General features: G+C 71.2%; 17 protein-coding genes and 2 pseudogenes. 10 read left to right on the forward strand and 9 right to left on the reverse strand.

Features of this window, described 5'->3' with window-relative positions; genetic code table 11:
• Positions 1-29: 29 nt before the first annotated feature.
• A complete protein-coding gene (era, locus tag ACWD5D_RS04105) occupies positions 30-983 on the forward strand; it encodes a GTPase Era (RefSeq protein WP_451371214.1) in 954 nt (317 codons plus the stop codon).
• On the opposite strand, the pseudogene ACWD5D_RS04110 reads toward era, so the two are convergent.
• The 5 genes and pseudogenes from ACWD5D_RS04110 to ACWD5D_RS04130 form a co-directional block, all read right to left on the reverse strand.
• A pseudogene (locus tag ACWD5D_RS04110) lies at positions 865-1,188 on the reverse strand (MmyB family transcriptional regulator); the annotation flags it as partial. The gene era and the pseudogene ACWD5D_RS04110 sit on opposite strands and share 119 nt — an antisense overlap.
• A gap of 92 nt (positions 1,189-1,280) precedes the next feature.
• Entirely contained in the window at positions 1,281-2,534 is a 1,254-nt protein-coding gene (locus tag ACWD5D_RS04115; protein WP_451371215.1) for an MFS transporter, read from the reverse strand.
• Positions 2,531-3,844, reverse strand: coding sequence for a GH1 family beta-glucosidase (locus tag ACWD5D_RS04120; protein WP_451371216.1), 1,314 nt, complete (start codon positions 3,842-3,844; stop codon positions 2,531-2,533). Before ACWD5D_RS04120 ends, ACWD5D_RS04115 begins: the two co-directional genes overlap by 4 nt.
• Before the next feature lie 81 nt (positions 3,845-3,925).
• The gene (locus tag ACWD5D_RS04125; RefSeq protein ID WP_451371217.1) at positions 3,926-4,192 is read right to left on the reverse strand and encodes a protealysin inhibitor emfourin; all 267 of its coding nucleotides are present in this window, start codon (positions 4,190-4,192) and stop codon (positions 3,926-3,928) included.
• A 21-nt stretch (positions 4,193-4,213) separates the two neighbouring features.
• Positions 4,214-5,284, reverse strand: a complete 1,071-nt coding sequence (locus ACWD5D_RS04130; RefSeq protein WP_451371218.1) for a M4 family metallopeptidase — start codon at positions 5,282-5,284, stop codon at positions 4,214-4,216.
• A 367-nt stretch (positions 5,285-5,651) separates the two neighbouring features.
• Between ACWD5D_RS04130 and leuA the strand changes: the two genes are divergently transcribed.
• The 7 genes from leuA (at position 5,652) to ACWD5D_RS04165 (ending at position 14,026) form a co-directional block, all read left to right on the forward strand.
• Positions 5,652-7,373, forward strand: coding sequence for a 2-isopropylmalate synthase (leuA, locus tag ACWD5D_RS04135; RefSeq protein ID WP_451371219.1), 1,722 nt, complete (start codon positions 5,652-5,654; stop codon positions 7,371-7,373).
• Positions 7,374-7,557: 184 nt separating this feature from the next.
• Positions 7,558-8,253 carry a TerB family tellurite resistance protein gene (locus ACWD5D_RS04140; protein WP_451371220.1) on the forward strand — a complete coding sequence of 232 codons (696 nt, stop codon included), beginning with the start codon at positions 7,558-7,560 and terminating at the stop codon, positions 8,251-8,253.
• Positions 8,250-8,420 carry a hypothetical protein gene (locus tag ACWD5D_RS04145; protein WP_451371221.1) on the forward strand — a complete coding sequence of 57 codons (171 nt, stop codon included), beginning with the start codon at positions 8,250-8,252 and terminating at the stop codon, positions 8,418-8,420. Before ACWD5D_RS04140 ends, ACWD5D_RS04145 begins: the two co-directional genes overlap by 4 nt.
• A 211-nt stretch (positions 8,421-8,631) precedes the next feature.
• Positions 8,632-10,713, forward strand: coding sequence for an MMPL family transporter (locus ACWD5D_RS04150; protein WP_451371222.1), 2,082 nt, complete (start codon positions 8,632-8,634; stop codon positions 10,711-10,713).
• Between the two features lie 56 nt (positions 10,714-10,769).
• The gene (locus ACWD5D_RS04155) at positions 10,770-12,053 is read left to right on the forward strand and encodes a sensor histidine kinase (RefSeq protein ID WP_451371223.1); all 1,284 of its coding nucleotides are present in this window, start codon (positions 10,770-10,772) and stop codon (positions 12,051-12,053) included.
• Positions 12,050-12,718 carry a response regulator gene (locus tag ACWD5D_RS04160; protein WP_451371224.1) on the forward strand — a complete coding sequence of 223 codons (669 nt, stop codon included), beginning with the start codon at positions 12,050-12,052 and terminating at the stop codon, positions 12,716-12,718. The genes ACWD5D_RS04155 and ACWD5D_RS04160 overlap by 4 nt, the downstream gene beginning before the upstream one ends.
• A 105-nt stretch (positions 12,719-12,823) precedes the next feature.
• Positions 12,824-14,026 carry a sialidase family protein gene (locus tag ACWD5D_RS04165; RefSeq protein WP_451371225.1) on the forward strand — a complete coding sequence of 401 codons (1,203 nt, stop codon included), beginning with the start codon at positions 12,824-12,826 and terminating at the stop codon, positions 14,024-14,026.
• A gap of 316 nt (positions 14,027-14,342) precedes the next feature.
• Here ACWD5D_RS04165 and ACWD5D_RS04170 read toward each other — a convergent pair whose 3' ends face one another.
• Together ACWD5D_RS04170 and ACWD5D_RS04175 are read right to left on the reverse strand one after the other, a co-directional pair.
• Complete coding sequence (locus ACWD5D_RS04170; protein WP_451371226.1) at positions 14,343-16,514, reverse strand: hypothetical protein; 2,172 nt, start codon at positions 16,512-16,514, stop codon at positions 14,343-14,345.
• Positions 16,515-16,744: 230 nt separating this feature from the next.
• Positions 16,745-17,152 carry an ATP-binding protein gene (locus ACWD5D_RS04175; RefSeq protein ID WP_451371227.1) on the reverse strand — a complete coding sequence of 136 codons (408 nt, stop codon included), beginning with the start codon at positions 17,150-17,152 and terminating at the stop codon, positions 16,745-16,747.
• 186 nt (positions 17,153-17,338) lie between these two features.
• Here ACWD5D_RS04175 and ACWD5D_RS04180 point away from each other — a divergent pair, with 186 nt between their 5' ends.
• The gene (locus ACWD5D_RS04180; protein ID WP_451371228.1) at positions 17,339-18,190 is read left to right on the forward strand and encodes a helix-turn-helix domain-containing protein; all 852 of its coding nucleotides are present in this window, start codon (positions 17,339-17,341) and stop codon (positions 18,188-18,190) included.
• Positions 18,191-18,197: 7 nt separating this feature from the next.
• Complete coding sequence (locus ACWD5D_RS04185; RefSeq protein WP_451371229.1) at positions 18,198-18,407, forward strand: DUF397 domain-containing protein; 210 nt, start codon at positions 18,198-18,200, stop codon at positions 18,405-18,407.
• On the opposite strand, the gene ACWD5D_RS04190 is transcribed toward ACWD5D_RS04185, so the two are convergent.
• Positions 18,404-19,330 carry a dihydrodipicolinate synthase family protein gene (locus tag ACWD5D_RS04190; protein ID WP_451371230.1) on the reverse strand — a complete coding sequence of 309 codons (927 nt, stop codon included), beginning with the start codon at positions 19,328-19,330 and terminating at the stop codon, positions 18,404-18,406. The genes ACWD5D_RS04185 and ACWD5D_RS04190 overlap by 4 nt on opposite strands.
• Positions 19,327-19,864: pseudogene (locus ACWD5D_RS04195) on the reverse strand (oligopeptide/dipeptide ABC transporter ATP-binding protein); the annotation flags it as partial. The gene ACWD5D_RS04190 and the pseudogene ACWD5D_RS04195, both read right to left, overlap by 4 nt.
• Positions 19,865-21,543: the final 1,679 nt, after the last annotated feature.

Raw genomic sequence — 21,543 nt, forward strand, 5'->3', positions numbered from 1 at the left:
GCTCCCGTGGATCAGGGACAATGAACGTCATGAGCGTTCGTACCCAGTCATCCGAGCAGCCGGCCGAGACCGTCCACCGTGCCGGCTTCGCCTGCTTCGTGGGCCGTCCCAACGCGGGCAAGTCCACCCTCACGAACGCTCTGGTCGGGAAGAAGGTGGCGATCACCGCGAACCAGCCGCAGACGACGCGGCACACGGTGCGCGGCATCGTGCACCGGCCCGACGCCCAGCTGATCCTGGTGGACACCCCCGGGCTGCACAAGCCGCGCACCCTGCTCGGCGAGCGCCTCAACGACGTGGTCCGCACCACGTGGGCCGAGGTCGACGTGATCGGCTTCTGCCTGCCGGCGAACGAGAAGATCGGCCCCGGTGACCGCTTCATCGCCAAGGAGCTGGCCGGGATCCGGAAGACCCCGAAGGTCGCCGTCGTCACCAAGACCGACCTGGTGGACTCCAAGGCCCTCGCCGAGCAGCTGATCGCGATCGACCAGCTCGGCAAGGAGCTGGGCTTCGAGTGGGCGGAGATCGTCCCGGTGTCGGCGGTCGGCGACAAGCAGGTGGGCCTGCTGGCCGACCTGCTCGTCCCGCTGCTGCCGGAGGGCCCGGCGCTCTACCCCGAGGGCGACCTCACGGACGAGCCCGAGCAGGTCATGATCGCGGAGCTGATCCGGGAGGCGGCCCTGGAGGGCGTCCGCGACGAGCTGCCGCACTCCATCGCCGTCGTCGTGGAGGAGATGCTCCCCCGCGAGGACCGCCCCGCGGACAAGCCCCTCCTCGACATCCACGCCAACGTCTACATCGAGCGCCCCAGCCAGAAGGGCATCATCATCGGCCCCAAGGGCAAGCGTCTGAAGGAAGTCGGCATCAAGTCCCGCAAGCACATCGAGGCCCTGCTGGGCACCCCTGTCTTCCTCGACCTCCATGTGAAGGTCGCCAAGGACTGGCAGCGGGACCCGAAGCAGCTGCGCCGACTGGGGTTCTAGCCGGGGTTTCCCGAGCGCGGGGCGTCAGCCGCAGGTCGGACGGCCCCGGCCCTTGGGCCGCTTCCAGGTCCTGGGGACCCACCACCGGATGCAGGAAGCGCCTCGTGTCCGGGCGCCGCGTGGAGACCTCGTGCTCGTCCCAGAGCCGGGCGAACTCCCCGCTGGCCGAACGGAGTTCGGCGTCCAGGGCGGCCGGTTCCGGGCGACTGCGTCGCCGACGACGCTCCGGTCACCGTGCTGGAATGACCGCCCGCCCCGCCCCTGACCGCGCACGTCTGACCGCGCACCCCTGACCGCTCAGTCCACCCCGCGTATCCGGCCCACCAGCACCGCCCCCGCGAGCCCGATCGCGGCCGCCACCAGGTACAGCACCTGGTAGCCGCCCAGGTAGGTCACGAGCGGTGCGGCCAGTGCAGGGGCCGCCACCTGGGGCAGGGCGTTGGCCACGTTGATCACGCCCAGGTCCTTGCCCCGGTCCAGGGCCGTCGGCAGGACGTCCGTCATCAGGGCGAAGTCGACGGAGGTGAACACGCCGAACCCGATGCCGAGCACGGCCGCCGCCACGATCGCCCCCGGCCAGGTCTGCCAGCCGGCCAGCGCCGCCGTCGCGACCGCCATCAGCACGCCCGACCACACCACGAACGGCTTGCGCCGGCCCACCCGGTCCGACCAGACCCCGCCGAACACCACCGTCGCCATCAGGGTGAGACCGTTGACGGCCGTGAGGATCAGCACGCCCTGCTCGGGGTCGGTGTAGTGGAGGCGGTCGCGGAGGTAGTAGAGGAGGTACAGCAGGACCAGGGAGTTGCTGAGGTTGATCAGGAAGCGGGTCAGCCAGGCCCAGCCCAGATCCGGGTGGCGGCGCGGGCTCAGCCAGAACCCCGCGAGGAAGGACCGCCAGGACCAGGCAGGGCGGTCCTCGGGGGCCAGCCGCAGATCCTGGTGGCGCAGCACGTACGGCGCCACGCCCACCAGCGTGAACACCGCGCACGCCGCGTACCCGGCGCCGGTCCCGCCCGCCAGCGTCGCGAGCCCCGTGCCGACGACCACGCCGAGGATCTGGGCCGCGCCCAGCCAGCCGCCCACCACGCCCCGTTGCCGCCGCGGCACCCGGTCCGGCACGGCCGCCGTCACCGCCGCGAAGGCCGCGTTCAGGGTGAGCTGCACCAGACACCAGCCCAGCGCCATCGTCCAGGGTCCGCTCGCGCCCCCGAGCAGCAGCAGGGCCAGCGCGCCGCCCGCGCTCCCGGCCACGATCCACGGCGTACGGCGGCCCCGGCGGGCGGTGGTCCGGTCCGACAGGGCGCCGAAGAGGGGGTTCGCGAGCAGCGAGACCACCGCGCCCGCGCCGGTCACCCACGCCAGCAGGGACTCCTTCGACATGCCGGTGCCGGGCGCGAAGTCCTTCGCCTGGGAGGCGAGCAGGATCTGCAGCGGGCCGAACCAGCCCACCCAGATCGCCCCGTTGGCCAGCGACAGCGCGGCCGTCCAGCCCCGGCCGACCGGCTCGGCCGGCTCGGTGAGCGCGGCCGAGGCACGGGCGGTGGTCACCGCTGCGCCCTCAGCAGCTCCCGGAACCAGTGGTACGACGCCTTCGGGGTGCGCTGCTGGGTGGCGTAGTCGACGTGGACGAGACCGAAGCGGCGGGCGTAGCCCTCCGCCCACTCGAAGTTGTCCAGCAGGGACCAGACGAAGTAGCCGCGCACGTCCACACCGGCGTCCACGGCCCGGTGCAGGGCGCGGACATGGGCGTCCAGGTAGGCGATGCGGTCCTGGTCGTCGACGCCCTCGTACGAGCAGCCGTTCTCGGTGATGACGATCGGCGGGAGCCGGTCGCCGTAGCGGTCGCGGAAGCCGGTGAGCAGCTCGGTGAGGCCCTCCGGGACGATCGGCCAGCCGAAGTCGGTGACCGGGCGGCCCTCGATCTCCTGGACGGAGAAGGGGAGTTCGGCGGGCATGGGGATCCCGCCGAACTCGGTCCGTGTGCCCTGCGGGGCGCCCACCCGGGTCGGCGCGTAGTAGTTGACGCCGTAGAAGTCGATCGGCTCGGCGACGACCTTGAGATCGGAGGGCACGTCGCCCGGCAGCAGTTCGCCGATGCCCTCCGGGTAGGCGCCAAGGAGGATCGGCTCGGCGAACATCCGGTTCAACAGGACGTCGTAGAAGTCCGCCGCCTCCACGTCGGCCGATTCCGCCGACGCGGGCCAGGTGGGGCCGTGCGAGTTGGCGATGCCCACGTCCGTGGCGCCGGCCGCGCGCAGCGCCCGTACGGCCAGACCGTGGGCGAGCAGCTGGTGGTGGGCGACGGGCAGCGCGTCGAACAGCAGCCGCCTGCCCGGCGCGTGGACGTCCAGCGCGTGGCCCAGCAGGGTGTGTTCGGCGGGTTCGTTGAGCGTGATCCACTTGCGCACGCGGTCGCCGAGCCGCTCCGCCACGACCGACACGTACTCCGCGAACCGGGAGGCCGTGTCCCGCTCCAGCCAGTCGAGCGAGGCGGGCAGGTCCCAGTGGAAGAGGGTGAGCACGGGCCGTACGCCCGCCGCGCACAGCTCGTCCACCAGGCGGTCGTAGAAGTCCAGGCCGCCGGGGGAGTTCACCCGGGGCCAGGAGACGGAGAAGCGGTAGGCGTCCACGCCGAGGCCGGCGAGGAGGGCCACGTCCTCGGGGTGGCGGTGGTAGTGGTCGCAGGCCACCGCCGCCGTCGAGCCGTCCTTGACCCGGCCCGGCTCGGCCGTGAACACGTCCCACACGGAGGGCTCGCGCTCCTCGGCGGCACCCTCGATCTGGTGGGCCGAGGTCGAGACACCCCACAGGAAGCCGTCCGGGAAGCGAGGCATCGGATCGCCTGCGTCAGTCGCCATGGGCGGGATCATCCGTACCCGCGGTAACAGAAGTCAACGCCCGTGCGTGAAACGGCGGCTACGCCCCTCCCGCAACGGTGGTTACGCCCCTTCCTTCAACACCCGGGAGATCAGCGAGCGTTGGTCGTCGGTCAGTCGCGGGTCGGCGCAGTACACGGTGCGTCCGTCCACGGTGATCTGGTAGTTGAAGCCGTCCGGCACACCGACCGGGGGCGTGTCCCGGCCGCCGGCCAGCGCCTTGTCGGCCAGGGCGTGCCATTCGGGGGCATCGGACAGTCCCGAGGTGTCCACCTGGGCGTGCCGTTCGATGCCCCCGAAGCCACCCGTGCGCCTCACCAAAATACGCATGGGTCCCTGTCTACTACCGATTCACCGGGCCTGCACCCCGACCTGCTCCCAGGCCTTCTGCACGGCCTGGTGCTCGTCGCCCGCGCCGTACCGCGACCGGGCCGCCTTCACCGTCAGCTCCGCGAAGTCGGCGAACTGCGCGTCCGCCTTGAGTTCGCCGCCGGTCAGGACGTCGTACCAGATCTGCCCGGCCCGCTCCCAGGCGTGGCCGCCGATCGCCGTGGCGACGAGGTAGAAGGCGTGGTTGGGGATGCCGGAGTTGATGTGCACGCCGCCGTTGTCGCGGCCGGTGCGGACGTAGCCGTCCATGGTGGCCGGCTGCGGGTCCTTGCCGAGGACGTCGTCGTCGTAGGCCGTGCCCGGTGCCTTCATCGAGCGCAGGGCGGTGCCCGTGACCTTCGGGGCGAGCAGACCGGCGCCGATCAGCCAGTCGGCCTGCTCGGCGCTCTGGCCGAGCGAGTACTGCTTGATCAGCGAGCCGAAGACGTCCGAGACCGACTCGTTGAGCGCGCCGGACTGGCCGAAGTACTCGAGGTTGGCGGAGTACTGGGTGACGCCGTGGGTCAGCTCGTGGCCGATGACGTCCACCGGGATGGTGAAGTCCAGGAAGATCTCGCTGTCGCCGTCGCCGAACACCATCTGCTCGCCGTTCCAGAAGGCGTTGTCGTAGTCCTTGTCGTAGTGCACGGTGGCGTTCAGCGGCAGCCCGTCGTCGTCGATGGAGTGCCGGCCGTACGCCTTCAGGTACAGCTCGAAGGTGGCGCCGAGGCCCGCGTAGGCGCGGTTGACGGTGGCGTCCGCGCCGGGTTCGGAGCCCTCCGCTCGGACCTTCGTGCCGGGCAGGTCCTGGGTGTGGTCCGCGTCGTAGATCGTGCGGCGCGGCTGGTCGGCCGCGGCGCCGGCGGGCGCGGCCACGGAGGGTGCGCCGATCACCGTGGTCAGGCGGCGCTTGGTGCGCTCGTAGGCGTCGATCTGGAGTGACCTGCGGGCCGGGCCGGACACGGCGGCGTCCTCGTGGCGGGCGAGCCTGTCGAGGAGGTGCGGCGGGACGATCGTGCAGAAGACGGGCTGGAAGCCCCCGTTGGTGGTCATGCCGGGAACCCTTGCACTGTGTGACGCGACTGTCACTACTCGCAACCGTGATTGGTGAAATACCGGGACATTCGTCGTCGCTTCATGTCACTGAGTGGTATGGCTCGACGCCGGAAAGTAGGGTTCGGGCGGCCGAGAAGTGGTATGGCGCACTTTTTATCCCATTTGCCGCCCCGGTTTCGCATACTGATACAGGCCCGCGTATCCGGCGAGGCTCGGCTAGGCTGCGGAGCATCATGCGTTTCGGGCTGCTTCTCCTTAGCTGCCGCGGCGAGGGCCTGTAGACAAAGGCCGACTCCCTCCCCGCGGAGCTCTGGCGTTGCGTCGTCGGCCGTCCATCCGGACCTCCTGAGGAGCCCACGCAGTCATGGTCAACCGCCAGCAGCCCAGCCACATGCCGATCCGCAAGTACGGCCGCTACGAGCAGGTGGACATCCCGGACCGCACCTGGCCGAACCAGCGCGTCACCGCCGCCCCTCGCTGGCTCTCCACCGACCTGCGCGACGGCAACCAGGCCCTGATCGACCCGATGTCGCCCGAGCGCAAGCGCCGGATGTTCGACCAGCTGGTCAACATGGGCTACAAGGAGATCGAGGTCGGCTTCCCCGCCTCCGGCCAGACCGACTTCGACTTCGTGCGCTCGATCATCGAGGAAGAGGGCGCGATCCCCGAGGACGTGACCATCTCCGTGCTGACCCAGGCCCGCGAGGACCTGATCGAGCGGACCGTGGAGTCCCTGAAGGGCGCCCGCCGGGCCACCGTCCACCTGTACAACGCCACCGCCCCGGTCTTCCGCCGGGTCGTCTTCCGCGGCTCCAAGGAACAGATCAAGCAGATCGCCGTCGACGGCACCCGTCTGGTGATGGAGTACGCCGAGAAGCTGCTGGGCCCGGAGACCGAGTTCGGTTACCAGTACAGCCCCGAGATCTTCACCGACACCGAGCTGGACTTCGCGCTGGAGGTCTGCGAGGCGGTGATGGACGTCTACCAGCCGGGTCCGGGCCGCGAGATCATCCTCAACCTGCCTGCCACCGTGGAGCGTTCGACCCCCTCCACGCACGCGGACCGCTTCGAGTGGATGGGCCGCAACCTGTCCCGCCGCGAGTACGTCTGCCTGTCCGTCCACCCGCACAACGACCGCGGTACGGCCGTGGCGGCGGCCGAGCTGGCCCTGATGGCCGGCGCCGACCGCGTCGAGGGCTGCCTGTTCGGGCAGGGCGAGCGCACCGGCAACGTCGACCTGGTCACCCTGGGCATGAACCTGTTCTCCCAGGGCGTCGACCCGCAGATCGACTTCTCCGACATCGACGAGATCCGTCGTACGTGGGAGTACTGCAACCAGATGGAGGTCCACCCGCGCCACCCGTACGTGGGCGACCTGGTCTACACGTCCTTCTCCGGCTCCCACCAGGACGCCATCAAGAAGGGCTTCGACGCCATGGAGGCCGAGGCCGCGGCCAAGGGTGTCACCGTCGACGACATCGAGTGGGCGGTGCCGTACCTGCCGATCGACCCGAAGGACGTCGGCCGCTCCTACGAGGCGGTCATCCGCGTCAACTCGCAGTCCGGCAAGGGCGGAATCGCGTACGTCCTGAAGAACGACCACAAGCTGGACCTGCCGCGCCGGATGCAGATCGAGTTCTCGAAGATCATCCAGGCGAAGACGGACGCCGAGGGCGGCGAGGTCACCGGCGGCGACATCTGGGCGGTCTTCCAGGACGAGTACCTGCCGAACCCGGACAACCCCTGGGGCCGCATCCAGGTCCGCACCGGCCAGTCGACCACCGACACGGACGGCGTGGACACGCTGACCGTCGAGGCCACCGTCGACGGCGAGGACACGGTCCTGACCGGTTCCGGCAACGGTCCGATCTCGGCCTTCTTCGACGCCCTGGAGTCCCTCGGCGTGGACGTACGCCTGCTGGACTACCAGGAGCACACGATGAGCGAGGGCGCCTCCGCGCAGGCCGCCTCCTACATCGAATGCGCGATCGGCGACAAGGTTCTGTGGGGCATCGGCATCGACGCGAACACGACGCGTGCGTCGCTGAAGGCGGTCGTCTCCGCGGTGAACCGCGCGTCCCGCTGACCCCTCTGACCGGCTGTTTCGGCGCCCCGACCGTTGATCACGACGGCCGGGGCGCCGTCGATTGTCGGCCATCGCGCCCCGCAGGTCACAGAAAGGTCTCGTACGAGGTACTGACTCAGCCTCCGTGATGTGGCTAACATCACGCCAGCGCTGCGATGTTGCCGCGCGGTTACGGAGGTGCGACGTGCTGCCAGTACGGGGACGAGACGGCCGTGCCGCCAGGGCTGCGCGGATCCTGGGCACCCGCACCGCGTGGACACCCGTCGGAGACGGCGAGTTCTTCTGCCCCGGCTGCGGAGGCGACCGCAACTACCAGCGGCTGACCGGACGCCGCCGCTTCACCCTCCTCGGTGTGCCCGTGCTGCCGCGCGGGGCGACCGGCCCGGTCGTGGAGTGCGCCGCCTGCCGGCACCACTACGGCACCGACGTCCTCGACCACCCCACCACCCGCCGCTTCTCCGCGATGCTCCGCGACGCCGTGCACACCGTCGCCCTCGCCGTGCTCGCCGCAGGCGGCACCGGCTCCCGCACGGCCCTGGAGACGGCCGCCGCCACGGTCCGCTCCGCCGGCTTCGACGACTGCACCGAGGACCACCTCGCCACCCTGGTCGAGGCCCTCGCCGCCGACACCGGCCGGATCCTTGGCGGGCCGAGCGGCGCCGGCCTGACCATAGAGCTGCACGAGGCCCTCGACCCGCTCGCCCCGCACCTCGCCCTCGCCGGCCGCGAGTCCCTCCTGCTCCAGGCCGCCCGCATCGCCCTCGCCGACGGCCCCTACACACCGGCCGAACGTGACGCCCTCACCACCATCGGCACGGCCCTCACCATGTGCGCCGACGACGTGACCAGACTGCTGGCCGCCGCCCGCACCCCCTCGTGACCGCTCACACCTCCTTCGTGGCCGCCCGCACCTCCTTCGTGGCCGCGCGCACCTCCCTCGTGGCCGCCCGCAGCTCCCTCGTGACCGCGCGCACCTCCCTCCTGACCGCGCCCGCACCCCCTCCTGCCCCCGCGGGACCCCTCCTGCCCCCGCGGGCCCCCTTCTGACCGCCCCGCAGCCCCCTCCTGACCGCCCCGCAGCCTCCTCCTGACCCTCCGTGGAACACTCCGCGTCCGTACTCCCCGGGGAGTAGGCGCGCCGTCCGGTCACCCCGCGCAGTACCGCCGAACTCGCCCCCACGCCCGACGAATCCGCCCCCGCGCGACGGAAGTCTGGAAGCCGACACCAGACATCCGCTCCGGAGGGGGGCCTGTTTCCATGAGGGCCGCGACAACACGTGGGAGGGGCAGGCGACGAGGCCTGCCCTGGCTGGTACTCGGCCTGTGGGTGGTCCTGCTCGCCGTGGCCGGGCCGTTCGCCGCCAAGCTCACCGACGTCCAGCACAACCGGACCACCGACTACCTGCCGGCGTCCGCCGACTCCACCCAGGTGGCCCGGCTCCAGGAACGCCTGCCGGGCGGTGAGACCACCGAACTCGTCCTCGTCTACCACCGCGCGGGCGGCCTCACCGCCGCCGACCGGGCCACGGCCGGCGCGCAGGTCGCCGCCGTCGCCGACCGGCACACCCTGACCGGCCGCCCCCCGCAGGGCGTCCCGTCCGCCGACGGCACCACCCTCATGTACCCGGTCACCAGCAACGAACCGGGCACCGACGAGAAGAAGCGCGACGCCTTCGTCGACGACGTCCGGGGCATCGCCCACGACACGGACGGCCTCTCGGTCGACGTCGGCGGTCCGGCCGCCCTCGCCACCGACGCCGCCGGCGTCTACCAGTCGCTCGGCGGCCCGCTGCTCTACACCACCGTCGCCGTCGTCGCGCTCCTGCTGATCCTGATCTACCGCAGCCCGCTGCTGTGGCTCGTCCCGCTCGTCGTCGCCGGCATCGCCGACTTCCTCGCCCAGGCCGCCGCCTACGCCCTCAACCAGGCCTTCGACACCGCCGTCACCGGCGCGAGCGTCGGCATCATGACGATCCTCGTCTTCGGCGCCGGCACCGACTACGCCCTGCTGCTCGTCTCCCGCTACCGCGAGGAGCTACGAGGCCACGAGCGGCCGTACGACGCCATGCGCGCGGCACTGCGCGGCTGCGGGCCCGCCGTGCTCGCCTCCTCGGGCACGGTCGCCGCCGGACTGCTGTGCCTGCTCGCCGCCGACCTCAACTCCAGCCGGGGCATGGGCCCGCTCGGCACCGTCGGCGTGCTGTGCGCGCTGGCCGCGATGCTGACCCTGCTGCCCGCCGTTCTGGTCCTGCTGGGCCGCCGCCTGTTCTGGCCGCTCGTCCCCGCCTACGGCTCCCGGCCCAAGGTCCGCCGCTCCCTGTTCGCGGCGATGGGCTCCTCGGCCGGACGCCGCCCGCTGACCGTCCTCGCCTGCGGCGCCGCCCTGCTCGGCGCGCTGGCCCTCGGCACGCTGAACCTGCCCGGTCCGGCCAAGCAGCTGGACGCCTTCGTCGACCGGCCCGAGTCCGTCACCGCCATGCAGACCCTGGCGAAGGCCTACCCGGAGCGGTCCGCGCAGCCCATCGAGGTCCTCACCCCGGTCGGCCGCGCCGACGCCGCCCTGGCCACGATCCGGGCCACGAAGGGAGTGGCGGATGCGCGAGAGGGCCGTACCGGCGCCGGATGGACCGAGATCACGGTCACCGCGTCCGCCCCGCCCCAGTCCGCCGCCGAGACCGCCACCATCAAGGATCTCCGGCACCGGCTCGACGGCTCCCGCGTCGGCGGGGCCGGCGCACAGCAGCTCGACCTCGCGGACACCAACGCCCGCGACCGGATGGTCGTCGTACCGATCGTCCTGCTCTCCGTGCTGCTGATCCTGATCGCCCTGCTGCGGTCCCTGGTCGCCCCGCTGCTGCTGGTGGTCGCCGTGGTCGCCGTGTGGGGGGCCGCCCTCGGCCTCGGCGGGCTGGTCTTCGGGCCACTGTTCGGCTTCCACGGCACCGACCCCGGCCTCGGCCTGCTGTCCTTCGTGTTCCTGGTCGCCCTCGGCGTCGACTACGGCATCTTCCTGATGCACCGGATGCGGGAGGAGTCGCTGCGGGGTGCCGAACCGGCGGCCGCGGCACTGACCGCGCTGCGCACCACCGGCGGGGTCATCGCATCCGCCGGGCTCGTCCTCGCCGCCACCTTCGCGGTGCTGACCAACATGGGCCTCGTGCAACTGGTCGAGCTGGGCTTCGTCATCGCGGTCGGCGTGCTCCTGGACACCTTCCTCGTCCGCACCTACCTGGTGACCAGCGCGAGCGTGGCGCTCGGCCGGAAGGTGTGGTGGCCGGGGCCGCTGTCCCAGGCACCGGACGCGGTGAGCGCCGAGCGGGCACCGCAGCCCGTGGGCTGAACCACCGGGCGCCCCCACCCTCGGCGGGGGCGCCCGCCTACCGGAAGATGAACCCCGTGCAGGAAACCCCGACGACGACAGACCGCCACCGGTCTCCGTGGATCCCGGCGCCGGTGCGCCGCGATCCGGCGGCGGGCCGGCCCCGCCAGGGCGAGCGGATCCTCACGGCGATCAACCGCGACCCCCGCACCGCCCCGCACGCCACCCGCAACGACGCCCTGCTCGCCCTCGCCCTCGTCGTGCCGGCCGTGTGCCTCGCCCTGTTCACCGACCCGGGCCGCCGCCCCGACGCGCTCGGCTGGACGCTGCTGCTCGCCGCGCACGCACCGCTCGTGTGGCGGCGCCGCCGCCCCGTGCTGGTGCTCGCCGCCGCCGTGGCCCTCATCGCGACGTACAACGCCCTCGACAACAACCACGCCGCGACGGTCCCGGCCGGGCTCACCGCGCTCTACACGGTCGCCGCCACCAGCCGCCCCCTGCGCACCGTCCTGACCGGCGTCACCGTCCTCGCCGTCATCGTGGGCGTGATGACGACGGTGAACACCCATCACGCCGCCCAGATACTGCGCACCTCCGGCTGGGTGATCGCCGTGCTCCTCCTCGGCGTCGCCATCCGCTACCACCGCCGGCACGTCGCCGCGATCGTCGAACGCGCCGAACGCGCCGAACGCACCCGCGAGGAGGAGGCGCGCCGCAGAGTCGCCGAGGAGCGGCTGCGCATCGCGCGCGATCTGCACGACCTCCTCGCCCACAGCATCACGCTGATCGGCGTCCAGACCTCCGTCGCCGCCCACGTCCTGGCCGCCGACCCCGAGCGGCTCGACCGGGAGACGGTCGCCAAGGCGCTGGACGACATCACGGAGACCTGCCGCACCGCACGCGGCGAACTGCGCGCCACCCTGGAGGTGCTGCGGGAGCACGGCTCCCCGGACGCCCGCGGCCCCCTGCCCGGTCTCGACGGCCTGCCCGACCTGGTGGCGGCCGCGCGCCTCGCGGGCGCCCGCGTCGAGCAGACCGTACGGGTGCGCACGGCACCGCCCGCCGTGGGCGCCGCCGCGTACCGCATCGTGCAGGAGGCGCTGACCAACGCGGTACGGCACGCCGGCCCCGAACCGGCCGTCAGCATCGACCTGTACGAGCGGGACGGCGCCCTGCACCTGACGGTGGCCGACGACGGAACCGGCCCCGCCCCCGGTGGCGCGCCCGGCTTCGGACTGGTCGGCATGGGGGAGCGGGCCCGCAGCGTGGGCGGCACCCTCGACGCCGGACCGCGCACGCGGGGCGGCTTCGAGGTGAGAGCCGTACTGCCCACGAGGACCACCGCGGAAGGGACCGGATGAGCGCCATTCGCGTACTGCTCGCCGACGACCAGACCCTCGTGCGGGCCGCGTTCGCGATGCTGGTCGAGTCCGCGCCGGACATGGAGGTCGTCGGGCAGGCCGCCACCGGCCGCGAGGCGGTCCAGCTGGTCCGTGCCGGGCGTGCCGACCTGGTGCTGATGGACATCCGCATGCCGGACCTGGACGGCATCGAGGCCACCCGCCTGATCGCCGCCGACGAGGACCTGGCCGGGGTGAGGGTACTGGTCCTCACCACCTACGACACCGACGAGAACATCGTGGACGCGCTGCGCGCCGGCGCCTCCGGGTTCCTGGTCAAGGACACCCGTCCGGCCGACCTCCTCGACGCGATCCGCACGGTCGCCGCCGGCGAGGCACTGCTCTCGCCGGGACCGACGGCCCGGCTGATCGAACGCTTCCTGCACAGCCCCTCCGCGCCACCGGCCACCGGCGGCCCCGAGTGCCTGTCCGACCGCGAGCGCGAAGTGCTCACGCTGGTCGCCCGGGGCCTGAACAACACCGAGATAGCCGAGGCCCTGCGCCTCAGCCCGCTCACCGCGAAGACCCACGTCAGCCGCATCATGGGCAAGCTGGGTGCCCGGGACCGGGCCCAACTGGTCATCGTGGGGTACGAGTCGGGGCTGGTGGTGCCGGGGGGTGGGTGAGCTGGAGGGGCGGATGAGCCGAGGCCGGGCCGGGAACACATGTGCGGACGGTGGTGGCGGGGAAATGCCGAATCGGGTCCGCCGGTTGCGGGGAGCATAGGAGGCGTGACCTCGTTGCGCCGCGTGCTCCTCGCCGCCACCGTGCTCCTCAGCCCGCTCGCCGCCACCCACCCCGCCCACGCCGACTCCCGCTCCGGCTGCGTCTCCTCCGTGCCCTACACATCCGGACAGGGCGGCTACGACACCTACCGCATCCCGGCGACCGTCGTCACGAGACGCGGCACCGTCCTCGCCTTCGCCGAGGGCCGGCACGACGGCGCGGGCGACACCGGCGACATCGACGTCGTCGTACGCCGTTCCACCGACGGCGGCTGCACCTGGGGCCCGCTCACGGTCGTGGCCGCCGGGCAGGGCGACACCCGGGGCAACCCGGCGCCCGTCGTCGAGCCGCGCACCGGTGCGATCATCCTGCTGACCTGTTACAACAGCGGGGCGGTGACGGAGGCGCAGATCACGCGCGGTGAGGTCACCCCCGAGCAGAGCCGCCGGGTGTTCGTGCAGCACAGCACCGACGACGGCCGCCACTTCTCGCCCCCACGCGACATCACGGACCAGGTGAAACGACCCGACTGGCGCTGGTACGCGACCGGCCCCGGCCACGCGGTGGCCCTCACCCGGGGCCCGCACTCCCCCAGAGGGGGGAACCCCGGGCGCCTCGTCGTCCCCGCCAACCACTCCGCGGCCCCGCCCAAGGGCTCGTCCGACACCGGCCAGGAACGCCGCTACCACGGCGGCCACGCCCTCTACAGCGACGACGGCGGGCGCAGCTGGCACCTCGGCTTCGTGGCCGACACCCACGACGGTGTGACGAACGCCAACGAGACCAGCGCCACCCAACTCTCCGACGGCCGCCTGTACTTCAACGCCCGCGACGAGAAGGGCACGGCCCCCGGCAACCGCCTGGACGCCTACTCCCGCGACGGCGGCGAAACCCTGACCCACCCCTACACCGTCCAGCCGACCCTCGACGACGTCCCGGTGGTCCAGGGCAGCGTCCTCCAGGTCCACGGCCCCCGGGCCCCCCTCCTCTTCTCCGCCCCGTCCGTCCCCACCGCCCGCCGCTCCATGGCCCTGTGGTCCAGCACGGACGCCGGCCGCACCTTCACCAAACTGCGCACCCTCTCCGCCCACCCGGCCGGCTACTCCGACCTGGTCCAGCTCGGCCACGACCGGGTGGGCGTCCTGTATGAGACGGGCACGACGGGTCCGTATCAGACCATTGAATTCCGCCGCGTGGGCTTGCCCTAGGAACTGTGCCGCCGACCCAACACCAGCACCACGTCCTACGGCGTGAAGGAGTGGGCATCCGCAATTTCCCGACGAAATCCTGAGGCAGACAATTACCGGCTGCTGCGGGAGTCGCGGAACCCTGCGGGGCAGTCGACCCGGTACCCGTCATCCGGGTCTTCCCGCGTGTTGGGGTACCAGCGCAGACAAAAACTGGGAGGCGCCGAGCGGGCGCCTCCCAGTCGAGGTCGACGGCGAGGAAAGCGAAGGGACTCGTTTCAGCAAAGGAATTGAGAAGGAAGCCCCTTCATGGCCTCGCCGCAGGCAACGCTAGCACTCAGCCCGGGATCAAGTCGCGCAGATTTTCGAGGGTGATGATCCGTGAGTCCGGATGCAGCCCCTCGGGACGCTCGAGGCCGATGTACATCACGGGTTCGTCCGGGACCGGCTCGCCGTCCCACAGGTCCACGGTCGTGGTGTCGCCGGACATCAGGTCGATCAGGTACCCCACCGTCAACTGCTCGCGCTCCACGATGGCACGTACCACCTTCGACACGGATACCTGGTTCTCCTCGACCCGGTTGGCCGACGAGATGCCCTTCAGATACAGGTGCAGCCACTTCGCGCGCCACCGGCCGTCGTCCCCGCGCCGGAACACCAGCGGCAGCGCCACCCGGCCCACCCCACGCAGCTCCGACTTCATCCGCACGGTGCGCGGCTCGAACGGCCGGCCCTTCTGCTCACCGTCACGCAGCATGAAGCCGAAGAACGACTCCTCGACCTCCTCGAAGCCTTCGCCGGCGTAGATGTTGACCTGCGGAACGATGAAGGTGCTCCGCACTCGGTCCAGGGACAGGTTGATGAACTCCGAGGCCCCGTCGGGTGCCTCGGTGATGTCGCCCGAATGCTCGCCCCCGACGGCCTTGAGGGACGTGTACGAGAGCCAGGAATCGGTGCTGTAGTCGGCGTGGAGAAGCAGCGCCGACAGGTCGTAGTCGGTCCGGTCCTTGGTCTCCTTCCAGTACACGAAGAAGCGCAGTTGCTCGCCGTCGACCGCGGAGATCGACCCTCGCGGCAGTACGCCGAGCCCGGCCGCGGTTGCCCGGCCGCTGAGCGGAAGCGCCACATCGAGGACATCGGGGTCGAGCAGCAGCCGGCCCGGCGCCGGGAGCCGACGACGCATCTCGGCGTCGAGGGCGGCGATCAGACGATCGCGGTCGGCGGCCGGTACCGGCGGCCGGAAGTCGGGGGTCACCCAGGCGCGGCCCCGGCGGTTGACGAAGACCCGGGGTTCGTCGCTCTCACGTGCCCGGTTGTGGAGATGCTCGCGTACCGAGAGCACGACCCGGCCGGAGACGTCGGGAGCGACCTGCACCGCGGCGGCCACCACAGCGTCCCGTTCCTCCTGGTCGGCGGCGATGCGCAGCAGGAGGTCCAGGGCGCGGAACAGCTTGCCGGGAGCGGACTTCAGCAGCTTCACCGCACCGAGGACGTCAAACGCGTCGAGCAGCTTCTCGATCCGGCTGTCGAAGGACCGTGCCTCCTTCTCGCCCCGCGCGACCGCGAACACATCGGCGGCGTGCGGCCAGCGCGGGTACTCGTGCGGGTGGAGGCGCTCGCCGAGCCGCTTGAAGGGCTCCCGGTGCGCGTGCACATCGGCGAGCTTCGCGGGGTTCGCCGCGACCACGGCGTCGAGACCCGCGAGCAGTCCCCGGCGCAGCGGCCGCGACAGCGCCCGAAACCGGGTCGGCTCCTGCAGCGTCACGTCGCCGCCCGACAGTGCGCAGGCCAGCCGCAGCACATCGGTGACGGTGTCGAGGAGGAGGTCCGCCCCGATGCCGAGCCGGGCCTCGTTGATGACCGCCCGGTTCTCCCGGACCGGGATCGCCTCCGGCTGGGGGCCGAGCGCGCACCGCTCGGCGAGGGCCTTGAGGTCGTGCAGGTGGTCCTCGCCCAGCGGGGTCGTGCTGCCGGCCAGGGCCAGGTACAGGTCGGTGAGTTCGTCGTCCAGGTCCCGACCGAGATGCAGGACGGTGACCCGGTCGCCCGCCGAGGCGATCAGTTCGTCCTGCGCCGCGAGCATTTCCTCGTAGGTGTGCTGGTACCGGCCGTACGTGGGGAGGCTGAGCAGGTCCAGTACCCCGTGCCTCAGCTGCGTCAGCACGCTCTTGCGCGACTTCTCGTCGCCGAGCGCTTTCGCCACGCACTGCACCCAGAACTCTTCGGTGCCCGGCACGTTCGCCGGGAAGTCGATGAAGTACGAGTTGTGCCGGACATGGTCGCCCACCATCTCGCTCACTGTGCGCAACGTCCGCTTGGCGGTGTGCACGACCGCGGCCTCGGACAGCCCCGACAGCCGCTCCAGCAGCTCCGCCGAGAGCTTGAAGCCCACGGATGTCAGCGCCGCGTCGAACTGTCGTGCGGCGACGACTCCTTCCCCGGCGGAGCCCTTGGGGGAGGAGAGGCGGTGAGTGTGCCGGATGACCAGCGATTCGAGACTGTGCGCCATTCGGGCATGATCGCAGAGGCGCGCGAGCCGGTGCACAGGAGTTTTTGCACGCGCTCCGACGCTGTGATCACACACCTGCAACAGCAAGATCGTCTCACCCGTGAGCGAGCGCGCAGTCCATCGGGCACCATGACGGCCGCGACGAACCCACGATGGGACGCTTCCATGTTGGCCGACGCAAGGAAGGACGGCCAAGAGTCGGTGCAGCGCCTCAAGCGTCGGGGCGACCGTCACGCAGTCTGCAGCTCGCACCACACGTACTTGCCCCGATTTCCGAAACGTGCCGACGGCTGCCAGCCCCAGTAGTCCGCGCAAGCCACGACCAGTCCAAGCCCCCGGCCCTCCTCGTCCAGCTCGCCTTCCGGGCCCAGTGGTCGCGGCGGATCTGGCGGCTCGGGGTCCGTGTCCCACGCTCCGATCCACACCACCCCCTCCGGGGAGTGGCGCACCCTGAGCGCGGCCGGCCCTTTCGTGTGGCGTACGGCGTTGGAGACCAGCTCCGTCGCGAGGAGTTCCGCCGTGTCGACCAGCCCGATCAGGCCGTGCAGCGTCAGGATCAGGCGCAGGGTGCGGCGGCAGACGGTGACGGCTCTGAGGTCGTTGGGGATGTAGAGGGTGTAGTCCCAGGTTTCGGGCATGGGGCATCGACTCCGGTGGGGGAAGTGGATTTCACGCACGGTGGCATCGCCGCATCTGCGGTGCGCTTCCGATGCGTGTTGGTGACATCACAGACGGTAGGCCTAGATTTTTAGGTTTCGCAAGCAGGTCGCGTAATCTGACCCCGAACGAGTCGCGTGTGCAGGCGTGTTGGGAGGAGAAGCAGCATGGCGCTCAGGAGCGAGCCAACGGCACGTCAGATGCGGTTGGCGGTTGAGTTGCGCAGGCTCCGGGATGCCGCAGGTCTCCCAGCCCGTGAGGCGGCGGCGATGCTCGGAGTGGGTTCGGCGCAGATCAGCCAGATCGAGGCCGGCCTCACGGGTGTGAGTGAGAAGCGACTGCGCCTTCTCGCCGCCAACTACTCATGCTCGGACGACGAGCTGATCGATGCCCTGGTGGCCATGGCGATCGACCGGACGCGGGGTTGGTGGGAGGAGTATCGGCAACGACTGCCCACACCATTTCTGGACCTCGCCGAGTTGGAACACCACTCCACGTACCGGCGCGACGTCGAGTTCCTGTTCATTCCCGGCCTGCTTCAGACGCCCGCGTACGCCCGCGCCGCGTTCTCCTCCAGGATTCCCGAACTACCCGAGGAGGAGCGTGAACTGCGTGTCGAGCATCGCATGCAGCGCAAGGCAATCCTCGTGGGGCGCGATCCCGCTCCCTACGAGGCGGTCATCCATGAGGCGGCCCTGCGCATCAGACTCAGCGACCGAGCCGATGCGCGGGCCCAGCTCTTCCGCGTCCTGGAACTCTCCGATGCCGACCACATCACCGTGCGTGTCATCCCCTTCGACCTGGACGGATTTGGCGGTGCGTGGAGTCCCGTGATGCTCGCGGGCGGCGCGGTGCCCAAGCTGGACACCGCCGTTCGCGACGCACCTCACGGCACCGGTTTCATCGACTCTGAGGCTCAACTCAGCGTCTTTCGAACGCTCTTCCGTAGAGTAGAAGCCGTATCACTCGACCCCACTCGTTCGCGTGACTTCATCCATAAAGTGGCCAAGGAGCTGTGAGACCACCGTGACCACCCACGACAACTGGCGGAAGTCGTCCTATTCAGGCGGCGGCGACGGCAACAACTGCGTGGAGATCGCGACCTCGCCCGCCCACGTAGCCGTCCGCGACTCCAAAACCCCCGCCCGAGCCACCCTCGCCTTCCCGCCCGGAGTCTTCACCCCCTTCATCGAGGCGCTGAAAAAGAAGACTCACCCCACCGCTGCCGACCTCTAGAGCAGCCCCGCCCCCGCCAGGAACTTGCCGACCCTCTCGACCTCCTCGCCGGACAGCGGCATCTGCGGCTCCGCCGTCACCGGGCAGTCGATGATGCCGCGCAGATGCAGGGCCGCCTTGAAGGCGCCCAGTGCGGAGGAGCTGCCGCCCATCCGGGCCGGGTCGCCGACGCCGACCATGCCGAACAGGGCGCACAGGCGGTCCTGTTCGTCGCGTGCGCCGTCCAGGTCGCCGGCCCGGCTGCGACGGTAGAGGCGGACGTAGCCGTGCGGGTCCACGTTGGCGAGGCCGGGGACCGCCCCGTCGGCGCCCAGGGCCAGCGCGGCGTCGGTGATGACCTCGGAGCCGGTCAGGACGCTGAAGCCGGGGAGGGCGCGGGCGCCGGTGACGACCTCGCGGAAGGCGGCCAGGTCGCCGCTGGAGTCCTTGAGGCCCGCCAGGACGCTGTCGGCGGCGAGGCCCAGCACCACGTCGGTGGGGAGCTTGGTGTGCACGGCGGACGGGATGTCGTAGGCGATGACCGGGACCGGGCTCGCGGCGGCGATCCGGCGGTAGTGGTGGACGATCTCGGAGGGGTGGGTGCGGGCGTAGAAGGGGGCGGTGACGACGACCGCCTCGGCGCCGGCGGCGGTGACCGCCGTGACGTGGTCCAGGACGCGCGGGGTGGTCATGTCGATGACCCCGGCGAGGACGGGGAGTTGGGCACCGATGTGACCGACGACCGCTTCGACCACCTGCCTGCGCTGGCGGTCCGTCAGGAAGGCGGCCTCGGAGGTCGAGCCGAGGACGAACAGGCCGTGCACCCCGCCCTCCACCAGGTGGTCGATGAGCCTGAGCAGGGAGGGGACGTCCACCTCGCGGTCCGGTGTCAGGGGCGTGCAGACGGGCGGTACGACACCGGTCAGCGGGACGGGAAGGGTCATTCGGGGCTCCGGGGCTTGCTCTGGCGCACGAGGTCGCGGATCGGCTGGTCCTCCTCCACAGGATGGTGGCAACGGTAGCGGTGGCCGGGCCGTGACGCGGCCGAGAAGTCCGGCATCGCACCCGCACAGACCTCGTCGGCCTTCCAGCAGCGGGTACGGAAGGGACAGCCGCTCGGCGGCCGGGTCGCCGAGGGCACCGGGCCGGTCAGCGGGATCGGGTCGACGGGGTCCAGCAGTCCGGGGGTGGCTGAGAACAGGGCGCGGGTGTACGGGTGCCGGGCGCTGTCGGTGACCCGGCCGGCCGGGGTCTCCTCCACGATCCGGCCCAGGTACATGGTGATCACCCGGTCGCTCATCCTCCGCACGGTCTGGATGTCGTGCGAGACGAACACCAGGGCGAGGCCGAGACGTTCCTTGAGGTCCAGGAGGAGGTTGAGGATCTGGGCGCGGACGGAGACGTCCAGGGCGCTGGTCGGTTCGTCCGCCACGACGAGGCCGGGGGCCGAGGGCGAGCGCGCGGGCGATGGCGACCCTACTGGTTCTTATTAGCAGATTATCTTCGGTCCTATCGGGTGATATGAATGTAATTTCTGACTTTTATGGCGAGTTGCCAGAGTTTGCAGAAGTGTATGAAGTTTTCTGGCCCCACCCCTTCCCCGACGGTTCATCTGGAAAGGCACGGTGGGTTCTGGTGCATGAGGCATTCAAGACCAGGGGCGTCTCGTCTCTGGTACTTGGGGCAATGAGTCTCGGCCTTACGTGGGGCCTGTGTGCCCCTGTCCTCGCGCAGGCGCAGACTCTCGCGGGCCGGGCGCATGCTCAGGCCGCCGCCGCGCAGGCTGCGCGGATCGCTCGGGAGGCTGGGGCGAGGGGGAGTCACGAGCGTTTCCGGGCGGCCGTCACGGGGACGGTCACCGCGGGGAGCGGCGTGAACATCCGTGAGCAGCCCACGGTCGGCTCCGCGACCCTGGGCTCGTACCCGTTCGAGGCGCAGGTCAGCATCCTGTGCTGGGACACGGGCGTTCCCGTGGACGGGAACCCCGTCTGGTACCGGCTGGCGGACCGTCCCGGCTGGGTGACCGCCCGCTGGGTCGCCGCGAGCGGCGTGCCGCACTGCGACGCGGTCTCTGGGTCGACCGGAGCCACGGGCGCGACGGGCGCGACCGGCCCGACCGGCCCTCAGGGTCTGGAGGGTGTGACCGGTGCTACGGGTGCGCAGGGTCTGGCGGGTACCACGGGTGCGACCGGCCCCCAGGGTCTGAACGGTGCTACGGGTGCGGCGGGTCTGAACGGTGCGACGGGTGCGCAGGGTCTGAACGGTGCTACGGGTGCTACGGGTGCGGCGGGTCTGAACGGTGCTACGGGTGCGACGGGTGCGCAGGGCCTGAACGGTGCCACGGGTGCGACCGGCCCCCAGGGTCTGAACGGTGCCACCGGTGCGACGGGCTCCCAGGGTCTGAACGGTGCCACGGGTGCCACGGGTGCGGCGGGTCTGAACGGTGCGACGGGTGCGACGGGTGCGCAGGGTCTGGCGGGTGTCACGGGTGCGACGGGTGCGACCGGCCCCCAGGGTCTGAACGGTGCGACGGGTGCGACGGGCTCCCAGGGGCTGGACGGCGCGACGGGTGCCACGGGTGCGGCGGGTCTGAACGGTGTCACGGGTGCCACGGGTGCCACCGGTGCGACGGGCTCCCAGGGTCTGAACGGTGCCACCGGTGCGACGGGTGCGCAGGGTCTGGCGGGTGTCACGGGTGCCACTGGTGCCACTGGTGCGGCGGGTGTTGATGGTGTGACGGGTCCGACCGGCCCGCAGGGTCTGGAGGGTGCGGCGGGTGTCACTGGTGCCACTGGTGCGGCGGGTCTGAACGGTGCCACGGGTGCGACGGGTCCCCAGGGTCTGAACGGTGCCACCGGTGCGACGGGTGCGCAGGGTCTGGACGGTGTCACGGGTGCCACTGGTGCCACTGGTGCGGCGGGTGTTGATGGTGTGACGGGTCCGACCGGCCCGCAGGGTCTGGAGGGTGCGGCGGGTGTCACTGGTGCCACGGGTGCGGCGGGTCTGAACGGTGCCACGGGTGCGACGGGTGCGGCGGGTCTGAACGGTGCCACCGGTGCGACGGGTGCGCAGGGTCTGGACGGTGTCACGGGTGCCACTGGTGCCACGGGTCCGGCGGGTGTTGATGGTGTGACGGGTCCGACGGGTGCCCAAGGTC

The sequence above is a fragment of the Streptomyces sp. NPDC002520 genome (assembly GCF_053595235.1).

Bases quoted from the DNA above. Each gene is read 5' to 3' on its own strand.
- era (WP_451371214.1), top strand. From the start codon at position 30: ATGAGCGTTCGTACCCAGTCATCCGAGCAGCCGGCCGAGACCGTCCAC.
- ACWD5D_RS04120 (WP_451371216.1), bottom strand. From the start codon at position 3,844: ATGGCGACTGACGCAGGCGATCCGATGCCTCGCTTCCCGGACGGCTTC.
- ACWD5D_RS04125 (WP_451371217.1), bottom strand. From the start codon at position 4,192: ATGCGTATTTTGGTGAGGCGCACGGGTGGCTTCGGGGGCATCGAACGG.
- ACWD5D_RS04130 (WP_451371218.1), bottom strand. From the start codon at position 5,284: ATGACCACCAACGGGGGCTTCCAGCCCGTCTTCTGCACGATCGTCCCG.
- leuA (WP_451371219.1), top strand. From the start codon at position 5,652: ATGGTCAACCGCCAGCAGCCCAGCCACATGCCGATCCGCAAGTACGGC.
- ACWD5D_RS04150 (WP_451371222.1), top strand. From the start codon at position 8,632: ATGAGGGCCGCGACAACACGTGGGAGGGGCAGGCGACGAGGCCTGCCC.
- ACWD5D_RS04160 (WP_451371224.1), top strand. From the start codon at position 12,050: ATGAGCGCCATTCGCGTACTGCTCGCCGACGACCAGACCCTCGTGCGG.
- ACWD5D_RS04170 (WP_451371226.1), bottom strand. From the start codon at position 16,514: ATGGCGCACAGTCTCGAATCGCTGGTCATCCGGCACACTCACCGCCTC.
- ACWD5D_RS04175 (WP_451371227.1), bottom strand. From the start codon at position 17,152: ATGCCCGAAACCTGGGACTACACCCTCTACATCCCCAACGACCTCAGA.
- ACWD5D_RS04180 (WP_451371228.1), top strand. From the start codon at position 17,339: ATGGCGCTCAGGAGCGAGCCAACGGCACGTCAGATGCGGTTGGCGGTT.
- ACWD5D_RS04190 (WP_451371230.1), bottom strand. From the start codon at position 19,330: ATGACCCTTCCCGTCCCGCTGACCGGTGTCGTACCGCCCGTCTGCACG.